This window comes from Sorangium sp. So ce406 (genome assembly GCF_051474675.1).
Taxonomy (GTDB): Bacteria; Myxococcota_A; Polyangia; order Polyangiales; family Polyangiaceae; genus Sorangium; species Sorangium cellulosum_G.
The window spans coordinates 12,053,040-12,066,759 of the sequence record NZ_CP150340.1; the positions used below are offsets into that span (position 1 = coordinate 12,053,040).

13 protein-coding genes are annotated in these 13,720 nt (G+C 72.7%); 9 read left to right on the top strand and 4 right to left on the bottom strand.

Going from position 1 to position 13,720, the window contains the following annotated elements; all coding sequences use genetic code 11:
- Positions 1 to 16: 16 nt before the first annotated feature.
- Both WME96_RS45270 and WME96_RS45275 read right to left on the bottom strand, forming a co-directional pair.
- Positions 17 to 760 (bottom strand): glycosyltransferase, encoded by a 744-nt coding sequence (locus WME96_RS45270; protein WP_437287750.1) that lies wholly within the window; start codon positions 758 to 760, stop codon positions 17 to 19.
- Positions 757 to 2,160, bottom strand: a complete 1,404-nt coding sequence (locus WME96_RS45275; protein WP_437287751.1) for a protoporphyrinogen/coproporphyrinogen oxidase — start codon at positions 2,158 to 2,160, stop codon at positions 757 to 759. The genes WME96_RS45270 and WME96_RS45275 overlap by 4 nt, the downstream gene beginning before the upstream one ends.
- Positions 2,161 to 2,334: 174 nt before the next feature.
- Here WME96_RS45275 and WME96_RS45280 point away from each other — a divergent pair, with 174 nt between their 5' ends.
- The 5 genes from WME96_RS45280 (at position 2,335) to WME96_RS45300 (ending at position 7,514) form a co-directional block, all read left to right on the top strand.
- Positions 2,335 to 4,317, top strand: a complete 1,983-nt coding sequence (locus tag WME96_RS45280; protein ID WP_437287752.1) for an aconitase family protein — start codon at positions 2,335 to 2,337, stop codon at positions 4,315 to 4,317.
- A gap of 134 nt (positions 4,318 to 4,451) precedes the next feature.
- Entirely contained in the window at positions 4,452 to 4,682 is a 231-nt protein-coding gene (locus WME96_RS45285) for a TIGR04563 family protein (RefSeq protein WP_012241296.1), read from the top strand.
- 42 nt (positions 4,683 to 4,724) lie between these two features.
- On the top strand, positions 4,725 to 5,702 hold the full coding sequence (locus WME96_RS45290) for an alpha/beta fold hydrolase (protein WP_437287753.1): 978 nt from the start codon (positions 4,725 to 4,727) through the stop codon (positions 5,700 to 5,702).
- On the top strand, positions 5,699 to 6,853 hold the full coding sequence (locus WME96_RS45295; protein WP_437287754.1) for a hypothetical protein: 1,155 nt from the start codon (positions 5,699 to 5,701) through the stop codon (positions 6,851 to 6,853). Before WME96_RS45290 ends, WME96_RS45295 begins: the two co-directional genes overlap by 4 nt.
- A 175-nt stretch (positions 6,854 to 7,028) precedes the next feature.
- Positions 7,029 to 7,514: a YbjN domain-containing protein gene (locus WME96_RS45300; protein WP_437287755.1), complete on the top strand. Its 486-nt coding sequence runs from the start codon at positions 7,029 to 7,031 to the stop codon at positions 7,512 to 7,514.
- 96 nt (positions 7,515 to 7,610) lie between these two features.
- Here WME96_RS45300 and WME96_RS45305 read toward each other — a convergent pair whose 3' ends face one another.
- Positions 7,611 to 8,912, bottom strand: a complete 1,302-nt coding sequence (locus tag WME96_RS45305; RefSeq protein WP_437287756.1) for a formylglycine-generating enzyme family protein — start codon at positions 8,910 to 8,912, stop codon at positions 7,611 to 7,613.
- 115 nt (positions 8,913 to 9,027) lie between these two features.
- Here WME96_RS45305 and WME96_RS45310 point away from each other — a divergent pair, with 115 nt between their 5' ends.
- The 4 genes from WME96_RS45310 (at position 9,028) to WME96_RS45325 (ending at position 11,479) form a co-directional block, all read left to right on the top strand.
- Positions 9,028 to 9,297 carry a hypothetical protein gene (locus WME96_RS45310; protein ID WP_433931942.1) on the top strand — a complete coding sequence of 90 codons (270 nt, stop codon included), beginning with the start codon at positions 9,028 to 9,030 and terminating at the stop codon, positions 9,295 to 9,297.
- A gap of 10 nt (positions 9,298 to 9,307) precedes the next feature.
- Entirely contained in the window at positions 9,308 to 10,270 is a 963-nt protein-coding gene (locus WME96_RS45315; protein ID WP_437287757.1) for a prepilin peptidase, read from the top strand.
- Positions 10,252 to 10,617: a YXWGXW repeat-containing protein gene (locus WME96_RS45320; RefSeq protein WP_437287758.1), complete on the top strand. Its 366-nt coding sequence runs from the start codon at positions 10,252 to 10,254 to the stop codon at positions 10,615 to 10,617. The genes WME96_RS45315 and WME96_RS45320 overlap by 19 nt, the downstream gene beginning before the upstream one ends.
- Before the next feature lie 166 nt (positions 10,618 to 10,783).
- Positions 10,784 to 11,479 carry a hypothetical protein gene (locus tag WME96_RS45325; protein WP_437287759.1) on the top strand — a complete coding sequence of 232 codons (696 nt, stop codon included), beginning with the start codon at positions 10,784 to 10,786 and terminating at the stop codon, positions 11,477 to 11,479.
- 105 nt (positions 11,480 to 11,584) lie between these two features.
- On the opposite strand, the gene WME96_RS45330 is transcribed toward WME96_RS45325, so the two are convergent.
- The gene (locus WME96_RS45330; RefSeq protein ID WP_437287760.1) at positions 11,585 to 13,612 is read right to left on the bottom strand and encodes a serine/threonine protein kinase; all 2,028 of its coding nucleotides are present in this window, start codon (positions 13,610 to 13,612) and stop codon (positions 11,585 to 11,587) included.
- Between the last annotated feature and the right edge of the window lie 108 nt (positions 13,613 to 13,720).

Here is a 13,720-nt window from a genome sequence, read left to right on the forward strand (position 1 = left end):
TGGCAGAGGCCGGCCGTCAGCCGCGCATCCGGATCGCCCAGGTCAGCTTCGCGAGGTTGCGCAGGACGTTCGGGACGCGCCGTGAGAGGTTGATCGAGGGCCGCCGCTTCTCGAGCACGCGGACGGGGATCTCCTCGATCCGGAGCCCCGCCCGGTAGGCGCGGATGACGAACTCGCTGGCGAAGACGTCCTTGTCCACGACGCACTCGCGCGCGATCCCGAGCAGCGGCTCGCGCACGAACGCCTTGAGCCCGTGCGTGTCCGTCCCCCGGAAGCCGAGCGTGGCGCGGAGCAGCCCGTTGTACATCTGGCTCGCCGCGTGCCGCGCCCAGGGGCGGTCGTCGCGCGCGCCCCGGATGAGCTTGGACCCGATCACCATGTCGGCCCCGCCCGCCTGCAGCATCGCGATCGCGCGCCGGTGGAACTCCACGTCGCACAGATCGATCTCGTCGCAGAGCACGAAGCGCCCGCGCGCCCGCTCGATGCCGGCGCGGAGCGCGGCCCCGTAGTTCGGCTCGCCGATCGAAAAATGGCGTACTTCCGGGTACTTGCGCTCGAGCTCGCCGGCGATGGCGAGCGTCCCGTCGCGCGAGCCGTTCTCGGCGAGCACGAGCTCCCAGCGCCAGCCGAGCGGCGACAGCCGCTCGCGCAGGTCCACGACGGCGGCGTGGAGGATCGCCTCCTCGTTGTAGACGGGGATGATGATGGAGATCTCCGGCGCTTCGCCCGCGTCCGGGCGGTCAGGCTCGGCGGCGCTCACGGCGCGCCTCCGAGGAGCGCCTGCGCCTTGTGCGCGGCGTCCCGCCCGAAGTGGAGGGCGTCCTCCATCGAGGAGTAGTTCCAGCCGCCGTAGCGCCCGCACGAGAGGATGCGCTGGCCCTCGAGGAACGGACGCACCGCCTCCAGCGACTCGAAATAGCTGTGGTCGAACACGACGTACGCGTAGTCGATGCGGCGCAGCCGCGCGAAGCGAACGGCGCTCGGGGCCGGGATGAGGCCCATCTCGACGAGGCCGTCGGCGACGCGCGGGAGCAGCGCCGCGAGATCGGGCTCGGCGCGGTCGGCGAGCTCGACGTAGAGGCAGGCCTTGCCCGGCGGCGCCATGGACGAGGAGAAGTTCGAGTAGCAGCCCACCCGGTAGAACGGGTACTTCGTCTCCGGCACGTACACCCAGTGCAGCGGCTGCCCGCACGGGGTGTCGAGCGCCACGTCGAGGTAGTAGAGGTGCGTGCAGCGCAGCCGCGAGGCGGCCTCGCCGACCGCGCGCGGCGCATCGGAGAGGAGCCTCACGAGCGCCGGCAACGGCGCGGAGGACACGAGCACGTCGTACCGGACGATCTCATCGTCGAACACGAGCTCTCTCGCGCGCCAGTCGATGGCCATCGGAGCGCGGCCGAGCTCGAGCGCCGGTGTGCCCGCGTCCCGCGGCCGCTGCTCGGCGAGCGCCCGCGCGAGCCCGTGCGTGAGCTGCCCGATGCCGAGCCGCGGGTAGAGGAACTTTGCGTTGTACCCGAGCTCCCTGTCGTTCAGCCCGACCGCTCCGGCGAGCACGTCCTCGAGCTTCGGCAGCGGGACGAAGCGGGAGCACCAGGCGGCGGTGATCTCGCTCGGGTGCACCCCCCAGAGGCGGCTGTTGTACGGGATCATGAAGTGGCGGCTGATCCCCTCGCCGAAGTGCGTCAGGCAGAACTCCTCGAAGTTCCTGGGCTCGGGCCGGTTCGCCGCGAAGTGCGCCTCGATGAAGCCGCGGAGGCACTCGTAGGCGACCGCGGGCGGCAGCCCGAAGGTGTTCGCCTGGAACGGATAGCGGGTGTACGTGCCATTCGACCAGATCATCGAGCGCCGCTCGATCTCGAGCGGGTCCGGGCCCAGCCAGCCGAGCGCGAGCTCCCGGGTCGCGGGGTCGCGCAGGTGGAGGAGGTGGCCTGTCCGGTCGAAACGGAACCCATCGTCCTCGACGGTGATCGCGTGACCGCCCGGGCGCGGCAGGCGCTCGAAGACCCGGTGCGGCACGCCGGCCCGGCCGAGGTGGTACGCGGCCGCCATGCCCGTCAGGCCGGCTCCCAAGATCGCGACGGAAGTGCTGGAAATCGTGGGTCGGGTCATCGCTCGCGGACCGGCGGCGGCCGCGAAGACACCACCTCCCCGGTGCGCCGTCAAGGCGCGGCCCCCGCGCGGCGCGCCCGCCGCACGCTGGATTTCCGGCCAGGAGCGTGAGGTGCGCCGAGCGCCGAGCGCGGCCGCGAAGACCACGGTTGGCGCCTCCGCGCAGAGCGACTAGGTGTGATCGGGTCCCAGCGCGTTGCCCCGCGCTCCGGGGCGTCCGAGGTGCAGATGCCCATCCCGCGTCGGAAGTCGGTTCACGTCACCGGGAGGATCCTCTACCTGACCGAGGATCCGGAGCTGCTGAAGAAGCAGCTCGCGGGCGGCGAGATCCGCTTCGATCCCGGGCAGCACGCGCTGATCGACAACATCTCGACCGACGAGCTCACGCCCGGGTGGGTCTGTTACTACTACGACGAGACGCTCGCCCGGTATTGCCTGGTCGGCCTGCGCGGCGGGCACATCGAGCGCGACGCCATCAAGAACGGCGGCTTCGGGGTCCTCGTCAGCGGGCGCTCGAAGGGGTGCGGCAGCTCGCGCGAGACGGCGCCGTACTCGGAGCGCGAGGCCGGGATCCAGATCGTCGTCGCGCGCAGCGTCGAGAAGATCTACGGCCAGAACTGCCAGAACATCGGCCTGCTCACGACGACCGACTTCTCGCTCCTCGATCGGCTCGCGCGCGGCGAGGAGATCCCGATCGGCGAGTTCACGCGCGGGCTCGACCCGATCAGCGCCGACGTCGTCGAGTACGGGGGGCTCTTCGCCTACAACAAGGCGCGGATGGCCGGCGAGGTCTCGCCGCCCACGCTCGCCACGCCGCCGCGGCCGATGACCCTGTGCGAGAAGATCATCGCGGCGCACGCGATCGTCGACGCGCGGGCGGGCAAGATCGGGGTGCCGGCGGTGAAGCCCGGCGACGCGCTCTTCGTCCGCATCGACGTGCGCTTCTCGCACGAGTACGTCACGCCGATGGCCGAGTCGCTCTTCCGGGCGGGCTTCGGGCCCGACGCGGTCGTGAGCGAGCCGGAGAGCGTCTTCGCGTTCCGCGATCACCTCACGTTCCTCGATCGCGTGATGCCGGAGGCGCACCTCAAGCTCGGCCTGCGGGAGCAGGCGGCCTCGCTCGCGACGGTGCAGCAGGCCTTCACGGAGCGGCACGGCGTCAAGCTGTACGGCGAGGTCGAGCGCGACGGCAGGACGGTGGGCTCGGAGGCCATCTGCCACAACAAGGTGATCGAGGAGCTCGCGCTGCCGGGGCAGATCGTGGCCGGGACCGACTCGCACACGTGCATGGCGGGGGCGCTCGGGTGCTTCGCCTTCGGCGTCGGATCGACCGACATGGCGAACGCGTGGCTCACGCGCGACGTGCGCGTGGCGGTGCCGCAGTCGGTGCGCTTCAACCTGACCGGGCGGCTCGGGCCGGGCGTCACGGCGAAGGACGTGATGCTGTTCCTGCTCTCGCAGCCGTTCTGGAAGACGGGGCAGGGCATCGGCAAGGTGCTCGAGTTCGCGGGCGACGGCGCGCGCGCGATGGGCCTCGACGAGCGCGCGACGCTCACGAACATGGCCGTCGAGGCGGGCGGCTTCACCGGGATCATCGAGGCCGACGAGGAGATCGTGCGCTACCTCGTCGCGCAGCGCGGGCTCGCCGCGGACGACGTGCGCGCGCGCGTCGTCCGCGCGGATCCCGGCGCGGAGTACGTGGCGACGTTCGACGTCGATCTCGCGTCGATCGAGCCGATGGTCGCGACGCCCGGCGATCCGCGGAACGGCGTCCCGCTGCGATCGCTCCGCGAGGTCTCCGGCGGCGACGTGAAGATCGACATCGCGTACGGCGGCTCGTGCACGGGCGGCAAGAAGGCCGACATGGACATGTACGCGTCGGTGCTGCGCCGCGCGGTGGAGCAGGGCAAGCGCGTCGCCGAGGGCGTGCACCTCTACATCCAGTTCGGATCGCAGGACATCCGCCGCTACGCCGAGGCGAAGGGCTACCTCGAGATCTTCCAGAAGGCTGGTGCTGAGCTCGTCGACCCCTCCTGCGGAGCCTGCATCAAGGCCGGGCCGGGGGTGTCCGACCGGAAGGAGCAGGTCACGATCTCGGCGATCAACCGGAATTTCCCGGGCCGAAGCGGCCCGGGCCAGGTCTACCTGGCCAGTCCCCTGATCGTCGCGGCGAGCGCGATTGCGGGGAAGATCGCATTCCCGGAGTCATGACGCAGAGCGCCTATCGCGGAGTTACATACATAGTGCCCGCAATCGGCATCACGGAAAAACGAATGCTTTCCACGGAAGTGCGCCGTACGCTAAGGTGCTCTTCTGTGGCGGATCGGGAGGAGCCCCAAGAGCGTATGACCGACAAGGACACGCTGGCGAAAAACAACGAAGCCTCGAAGACGGACAAGCGGAAGCAGAGCCTCTACTTTCCGGAGTCGATGCTGCAAGAAATCAAGGAGGAAGCGGCGCGGCTCGATCGCTCGCTTTCTTGGGTTGTGCAGCGCGCGTGGAAGCTGGCGCGGATAGACATCAAAAAGCTTCCGAGTGTCAATGACGTGGCTGACGATGAGGACAGCGGCGACTAACATCGCCGCGAGCTTCGCGTAAGCCGCGTCGCTCGGGAATCGATGGGTCGAGAGCTCTTCGCCGCCGGGAAGGACGGTACGCGGATCTACGTCCGCTACCGGGAAGGTCCCGGCGGCATCGGAAGCTTGGCCAGCGGGGTCGGGGGGGACTCGGATCGCCTCACCGCGGTGCTGTGCGACGGCATCGCGTGTGACGGCTTCATCTGGAAGTACCTGTGGGACGATCTGGCGCGTTCGGTCAACGTCGCCCACTGGCACTATCGAGGACACGGGCGGAGCAGTCTGCCTGTCGATCCTCGGGCGATCGAGCTGAGCGACCACGCGAGCGATCTCGCCGCGGTGCGCGCCGCGATCGGCGGCGGCCCTGTGGTGCTCTTCGGGCACTCGATGGGGTGCCAGGTCATCCTGGAGCACCTGCGGACCCACCGCGAGGGGGTCCGCGGGCTCGTGCTGATCTGCGGCTCGTCCGGCAGGATCACGCACCACTTCAAGGGCACGGACGTGCTCGCGCAGCTCTTGCCGCGCGTGATCGAGCAGGTCGACGCGTACCCGCACATCGCGCGCGCGATCTGGAGCCGCGTGCCCGCGCCGATGGCGCTGCGGATCGCGCTGCTCGCGCGCGAGGTCGACGCGAGCGCGGTCACCCCGGCGGATCTGCTGCCGTACATGCGGCACATGGTCGACATCGATTTCTCGATGTTCCTCCACATGCTGCGCAGCGCGGGCGAGCACTCGACGCTCGATCTGCTCCCTCAGATCGACGTTCCTGCGCTGGTCATCGCCGGCGATCGCGACACGTTCACCCCGCCTCGGCTCGCCGAGGAGATGGCGGCGGCGCTGCCTCGCGGAGAGCTGATGATGGTGAGCGGCGGGACGCACGTCGTCCCGCTGGAGCGCAAGAAGATGGTCATCGAGCGCGTGGAGCAGTTCCTGCTCGATCGCGTCCTCGGCGGGATCTCGGGCGGGGCGAGCGCGGACGATGGGTCGGACGATCCGCGCGGGCCCTCGAAGGGCCCATGAGCCGGCGCGCGCGAGGCGAGCGCGCGCCCGGACCAGCGCGCGGATCGCCGCGGCGCCTCGGCGGCGCGGCCGCGCGGGGCCTGCTCGTCGCCGCGGCGCTGCTCGCGGCCTCGTGCGCGCGGCGCCCGTCCGAGCGGAGCGGCGCGCCCGACGGCGCGATCGCGCCGCTGGCCGACGCCGAGGTCGCGCCCGCGACGGCCTCGCCCCCGGCGCGATCGTCGGGTGAGCCGCCGACGCGTCCCGCGCCGATCGCCGACGCCGCCGGGGACGCGCGCACCGCGCGCGACCTCCAGCGGTCGCCGCTGCGCGCGCTGCGGCTCACGGGCAAGCCCACGGACGGCCGCTTCGAGGCGACGCTGGCGCTCGGCGCGGCGGAGGGCGGCGCGACCGCGCGCGAGGTCAAGGTGAAGCTCGCGCCGGCGCTGAAGAAGAACCCGCTCGCGTTCCGGCGTCCGGTCGCGTTCTACCGCCTCGCGCGGGCGCTCGGCGCGCGCGTTGTGCCCGCGGCTGCGGCGCGCCGGATCGGCATCGGCGAGCTCGCGTCGCTCATCGGCCGGGATCCAGCCGCTCGCAAGCTGCTGCGCCGCTTCGCGGTCATGAACGACGGGACGGTCGACGCGCTGGTCCTCGCGCCCGCTCCCGGTCCACCCGGCCCGCGCTGGGCGGCGCCTCGCCGCCGGTCGATACGCTTCGACGACGCGCCCGAGCTCGACGTGTGGGCGCGCTGGGCGCGCGCTCCGTCGCCTGCGCGCGGCGAGCGCGCCCCGATCCTCCGCGACTACCTGGAGGTGCTCGCGCTCGACTACCTGGCCGGCAACGGGCTCCGGAAGGAGATCGTCATCGACGTCGGCGCCGGGGCGCTGAGCCTGGAGGCCAACGCGAGCGCCTTTCCGCTGCACGTGAGGGCGCACGAGCTCGATCGGCAGCTCGAACGCCTGGTCGAAGCCGCGCGGTTCCCCCGGGCGCTCCGCGACGCGCTCGCGCGCTTCGGCCCCGAGGAAGCCGCCGCGGCGCTGCGCCCCGGCGGCATCGAGGAGGAGCTGGTGCCGCCGCGCGCCCTCGTCGAGCTCGAGGAGCGCAGGCAGGCGTTGCTCAGCCTCATCGAGACGAAGATCGCCGACCGGGGCGAGGACGCCGTCCTCAGCCTGTAGCGCCGCGTCCTGCCGGCGCGGCGCGATCTGCCGCTGCGGCGCAGTGAAATCTGCGGCGCCGGAGCCGCGGCCCCCCGGCGCTTCGGCCGCTCCGTAGGTGCGCGTGTGGGCTCCAGCGTGGTCGGACGTCGCGCGCCCGGCGCTCACCTGCACCTGACCTCCCGCTCGCCGCATCTTGATCTCCGGCGGCCGCAGGGCGATCACGCAGGCCGTGATCGACGTGACGATCCTGCAGCGCTGGACGGACGACATCGGCTACAGCGCGGAGCTGGAGAAGCCGTCGACCCTGCGCATCCGCCCGCGCGAGGAAGGGATCGTCGAGCTCCCGCCGTTCTACGTCCAGTGCACGGAGAACTGGATCGTGCTCTCGATGTTCGGCGTGCTCGATCGGATCGAACCGCAGGGCGGCGCCGAGGGCGACGCCATCCCGGCTCCCCTGGGCGAGGACACCGGCCAGGTGGTCGGTCTGCTCCGCCACCTGCTCGAGGCGAACCGGGACATGCGCATCGCAAAATTCGCGCTCGACGAGCGAAACGAGATCCTGCTGTGCGCCGAGCTGCCGACCGAGTCGCTGGACCGCTCCGAGTTCGTCGATGCGGTCGAGCGGATCATCGAGTACGCCGCGACGTACCGGCACGCGCTGTTCGGCCCCGCCGCCTGAGCGACCCGGGACGGCCGCTGCTTGGCCGCGGGCGCGCTCCTGCGCGCCGCGCGCTCGCCTCCACGCCACGGCGCGCCCACGCCCGCGCCGCCGCGCTCACTTCTGCGTGATCACGACGCGGTTGTCGTCCCGGTACGTGACGTTGCCCGCCTCGCCGCGGCAGTCCCAGCACGTCGCCCACGAGAGCCGCCGCCGCACGTAGCCGTTGAAGCCGAGCGCGATGGGCCCCGGGTCGCCCTTCAGCAGCAGCGACGACGCGATCCGGTAGCGTTCCCCGGGGAGCCTCAGGAACGCGACGATGAACGCGTCGTCGTCGGACTTCCCCGTCACCACGAGAACCTCCTCGCCGGGGACCGGGTTCCAGAGCAGCGGCGCCGTGGTGAGCGTCGTGTTCGGGGGCGGGCCCCCCTCGGACTGGACCGCCGGGGTCCCGCCCGGCGAGAGCCGCGTCCGGCCGCGGCCGAGCACGAGGTTCACGTCGTCGGGCTCCTTGAAGAACGAGATCTCCCCGCCGAGATCGCGCAGCTGCGGCACCGACGCGAGCAGCTCGGCGACCTGCTGCGGCCCGATCTCCGCGCGCCGGAACGTCTGCTGCCACTGCGGCGACGGGATCGACGCCGCGTTCGGCGCGCCGTGGCAGCACCGGAAGCCGATGTCGTCGCCCGACGCGCCCGGATCGACCGCCGCGCGGTGCGCGCACCGGTGATCCACGCCGCTCGCGCTCGCCGTGGCCCCCCGCACGGCGGCCGCCTTGGGCTGGAGGTTCTCGATCGGCGCGACGTCGCTCGCGGTCCACTCGCGCAGCGCGGCCCCCATGCCGACGACGCCGAACCCCGACGCGCACGACGCCGGCGCCTTGGCGCACGCCGGATCCCACGCCGCGCCGCCCGCGTAGGGCGTCCCCTCGGGGCCCTTGCACGCGCGCTCCCACTCCAGCTCGGTGCACAGCCTCCCGCCGGCCTGCTGGCAGAGCTCCGAGGCGCGCGCCCGCGTCACGCCCGTGAGCGGAGGCTGCGCCGGATCGTTCGGGTACAGGGCGCGGTCGATGGTGAAGCCGCCCAGCTCGACCTCGAGCAGCGCCGGCTCGAGCGCCGGATCGCGCCCCTTGTCCCCGGGCGTGCTGCCCGCGACGAGCTTCCCGGCCGGGATCTCGATGCGCGCCGGCCCCGCCGCCGCCGCGCCGGCCCGCGGCGTCGCGCTGGCCGCGGGCGACTCGTTCTCGGCCGCCTCGAGCACCTTGCCCCGCGGGGCGAGCGCCACCGGGGCGCCTCCGTCCGCGCGCCTCTCCCCGGCCTGCTGCTGCTGCGGCTGGTCTGTGCGCCCGCACCCGGCGCCTCCGGCGACGCCGGCGGCGACCATCAGGCTCAGGACAAAGGCAGGCGTCCTCGTCGGCACCATTCCTCGACTGTTTCCTCGGCTGTTCCTCGACGGTTCCTCGAACGTCCTCGAAGGCGCTCCGCCTTATGTCGCAGGACCCCTCGCCCGTCAAAGCGCCCGCGCTATGCTGGCCGCCATGGGGCAGGGCGTGAGCGGCGCACCGGATCCGATGGCCTCGCAGATGGCGCAGCTCCTCGCCGGCAGCGATCTCGACGAGCTGCGCGAGATCGTGAAGCGGTGGGTCGCCGAGGCGCCGACCGAGGGCGTACGCCGCCACTACCAGGAGCTCGGCGGCCGTCTCGTCGACCTCAAGGCGGCGCTCTCCGAGAGCCCCGTGCAGCCCACCGCCGCGGAGCTCGAGCAGGCGCTCACGATGATGCTCAAGCTCGCCGCCTCCAGGACATGATCCGCCGGTGATGCTCGCCGACTTCCCCCCGTGGTTCCTGCGCGCCTTCGCGATCTGCTTCGGCCTGCTCTGGGGGAGCTTCCTCAACGTCGTCATCCACCGCGTCCCGCGCGAGCTCAGCGTCGTCCGCCCGGGCTCGCGCTGCCCCGCGTGCGGCACGCCGATCCGCGCCTTCGACAACATCCCGGTCCTCAGCTACCTGCTGCTGCGCGGCCGCGCCCGCTGCTGCAAGGCGCCCGTGTCGCCGCGGTACCCGCTCGTCGAGGCGGCGGGCGGCGTCCTGTCGCTCGCGATCCTCGAGGTCATCATCCTCCGGCTCCCCGAGACGACGCCGGCCCTCCGCGCGCTCGCGATCTACACCGCCGACCTCGCGCTCGCGCTCGGGCTGCTCGCGGCGACGTTCATCGATCTCGAGCACATGTACATCCCCGACGGGATCACGATCGGCGGCGCGGTGCTCGGCGTCGCCACCGCGTCGCTGCGCTCGATGGGCTTCGCCGACGCGCTCCTCGGCGCGGCGGCCGGCTTCGCGATCGTCTGGCTCCCCTTCGTCGTGATCTACCCGCGGATCCGCGGCGGCCGCGTCGGCATGGGCCTCGGCGACGCGAAGCTCCTCATGCTGGCGGGCGCCTGGTTCGGCTGGGGCGGCGCGCTCTTCGTGCTCGGCGCCGGCGCCGTCCAGGGCTCGCTCGTGGCGATCGCCATGCTGCTCCTGCGCGGGAGCATCGAGGAGCCCGAGGCGGTGCGCCTCGAGCGGGAGCAGATCCGCGCCGAGCTCGCGGCGCTGTCCCCCGAGGAGCGCGCCGCCGCCGAGGAGGAGCTCGCGCAAGATCCGCTCGCGGAGGAGCCTGGCGAGGGGTTCGGCCAGGCCCGCATCGCGTTCGGCCCGTTCCTCGCGCTCGCGACGCTGGAGTACCTGCTCGCCGGGCGCGACGTCCTCGAGGCGTATTTCACATGGATCGACGCTGGATGAACGCCCTGCTCCGCCGCGCGCCCGGGCTCGCGCTCCTCCTCCTCGTCGGCTGCGGCAGCTCGCTCCCGGTGCCCCCGACCGGCCCCCACCTGCCGAGCGAGCCCGCGGTGGTGGTGCCTTACCCGCCGCCCCCGGCGCGGGTCGAGATCATCTCGCCGCCCGAGAAGCCGGGCCTCGTCTGGATCGACGGCGAGTGGCAGTGGCGGAGCCGCCGCTGGGCGTGGCAGCCGGGCCGCTGGGAGCCCGTGCCGCCGGGCGCGTATTTCGCTCCCAACGCCACCGTGCGCCGCGCAGACGGATCCCTGGTGTGGTTCGCCGGGGTCTGGCACGTGCCCGGCAAGAAGTGATCGACACCGCGGCCGCGCGATGGAAATTCACGCTGCCGAGGCGCTCGCCGCGCGCGCCCGCCGCCGCCTGACCGGCGCCGGCGGGCCAGCTCGGCGCGCGCCCACCGCGCGATGTTCCGCATGATTCCACGCACGGTCCCCTGCACGGATCGATGAGCCCTGCCCCATGATGCTTGCCTGGTCGTTCGCTGCGCGCACACCCGACGAAATTGCCCGACTCCTCCGCGCCCTCGGCAAGCACCGGTACGTGCGCGAGGTCGATCATCGGATCCACTGGTCCGTCGATCACGCCCTCGCCGAGCTGCCGGAGTTCGCGCCGCACGCCGCGGCGTTCGAGGCGCGTCTCAGGAAGGAGCGCGGGCTCGAGCTCGGATCGCGCGACCCCTCGCTGTGGCGCGAGGCGAGGACCGAGGAGGTGATCGCCGTCCTCACGGCCTTCTGGACGCCGGACGAGGCGGCGGCGCGCTACCGGAGCCGCCTGCTCGAGGCGCTCGCGCGCACGGGCCTCCCCGAGGCCACCCACGCGCCCTTCGCGTCCCCGCCGAACGAGCCGCCGCACCCGGAGCTCGTGCTGCTCGACTGGGAGCTCTACCCCGTGGACGAGCTCGACGCGGACCGGCACGCCGGCGCCCTGGCCGCCATGGAGGAGGCCGAGGAGGAGGTGAACGCGTCGGCGCCGATCTACAACGAGGGCCCCGTCGTCGCGGCGCCGGAGCTCTGCGAGGGAGCGCCGAACGGGCTGCTCGCGGACGACTTCCTCGTGTGGTCGGACGGGCCGTACAGCTACTCCGACTACGTGTTCCGCGGCGTCGCGAAGGCGGCGAAGCTCGTCGATCCGCCCACCGGGTACCGGGACCTGTAGCCGCCGCGAGGAGGCGCCGGGACCGGGACGGGAAGCGGGAAAACAAGAGCGATTCCGCATGATTACGGCGATGTGTCTCGCCGTCGAGCGAGGCCGCTGACGCCGTCAGTACGGATCGGGCTTCGGCGGCGGGACGGTCGGATCGACCTCGGCGGGGGGCGTGGTGCCCTGAGACGTCGCCGTGGCCGTGGCTGTGGCTGGGGTCGTGGGGGAGGGGGCCGGCCCTCGCTGCGACAGGTAGAGCGTCACCTCGAGATCGAGGTCCTTGTCGAACACGAGCATGCGCCGCTGCGTGATGTGTCCCGGAGCGGTGAACTCGATCCGGTGCGCCGCGCCGTCCTTGACGAGCTTGGCCTCGAACGGGTTCGAGGGGAGCTCCACCCCGTCGAGGAAGATCCTCGCGCTGGCGGGGCGCGCCCTGATCGACGCGCGGAGGAACGCGGTGTCCGCCTCCGCGACCGGCGCGCTGCTCCCGGCCGCTGGCGGGGAGGGCGCGGCGCTGGGCGAGGACGGCGCCTGCGCGGGCGGCGCGCTCTCGACCGGCGGCGCGCTCTCGGCCGGCGGCGCGGTCGTGACGAGGCGCTGCCGGACCGGCTCGCGCAGCTTTGCGTAGAGCGTGCCCGCGCCGATGAGCGCGATGACCGCCGCGGCCGCGAGGAGCGGCAACCGGGAGCGCCGCCGCGCAGGCTCGGGCTGAGCGGCGGCGGTCGGCTCCGTGCGCACGACGGCGTGGAGCGTCCCCTGCGGAGGGTTCGATCGCTGCACACGACGGGCAGGCTCCGAGGGCGAAGAGCCCGTGGCCGCCCCGTCGTCCGGGGGAGGAGGATACGAGTCGTTCGACTCGCGCACGGGCAGCGACGGCAGCTTCGAGGCGTGGCCGGGCTCTGCGCCTCCCGCGTCCGGCTCCTGCAGCCGCTTGAGCTGCCGATCGATGATCGTCCGGATCTCGGCCCGCTCGCTGGCGAACAGCTCGCGCACGAGCCCGCCGACCTGCTCGGCCGTCACCTGCTCCCGCAGGCGCTCCGTATAGCGATCGAGCTCCGCCCGGAGCTCGGCGGCCGTCGGATAGCGCTGGTCGCGCGCGTGGGCGAGCGCCCGGCCGCAGATGCGCGCGAGCTCGAAGGGCACCTCGGGGCGCGCGGACCGCACGTCCGGGATGGCCCCCATCAACCGCGTGATGATCTGAGGGTCCGACAGCCCGCGCCAGAGGCGGCGGCCGGCGAGCATCTCCCACAGGATGACGCCGACCGAGAAGATGTCCGCGCGCCTGTCGATCTCGGAAGAGTGCGAGAACGCCTGCTCCGGCGCCATGTAGGCGACCTTGCCCTTCAGCGTGCCCGCCTGCGTCTCGACGACGCGGTGCGCGGCGAGCGCGATCCCGAAGTCGACGATCTTCACCTGACCGTCGTACGTGATGAAGATGTTGTGCGGGCTGACGTCGCGGTGAACGACGTTGAGCGGCGTCCCGTCGTAGTCGGCGAGCTCGTGGGCGTAGTGGAGGCCGGCCAGCACCTCGCCGAGGATCCAGAGCAGCACGGCGAGCGGGAGCGCGCGCTCCTGCTCGCGCGCGCGGGAGATCACCCGGCTCAGCGGCTGCCCGTCGAGGTACTCCATGGCGATGAAGTACTCGCCGTCCGCGAGGCCGACCTCGTTGGTCTGCACCACGTTGCGGTGGTTCAGCCGCGCGGCGAGGCGGGCCTCGTCGAGCAGCATGTCCCGGAACTCGGGCTCGTCGGCGATGTTGGGCCGGAGGCGCTTGATGACCTGCAGCTTGCTGAAGCCCGCCGGCCCCACCGCGACCGCCAGGTGCACGTCCGCCATGCCGCCGCGCCCGAGCGTCGCGATGAACCGGTACTTGCCGAGGCTCCGCGCGCGCCGGTCGGCAGGGGAGGGGGACGGGTCCGGCGGCGCGTCCCGGCCGACGGCCGTCGGTGCGTCGCGGTCCGGGCGCCGCATCGGGACCGTCGGCGGGGGCTCGGCGAGCCCGGGCACCTGGAGCTGGCTGGACCGCAGGGTCCGGCCCTCGAGCGACGCCTGCACATGCTCCGGCGGGCCAGAGGCGGCGAGCTCGTCGCTGCGGGCGGAGTCCACCGCCCAGTCAGCGTCGGGGGCCGTCCTCTTCTGCTCGCTCACCGCTGAATGGTCCTGATCCAGAGACGTGCAGTCAAGCTGACGGCAGCGCAGGAAATTGCCTGCACAGCCGCGGGCGGACGGCGATCGCGCGCCCACGGCGGCGAGCCG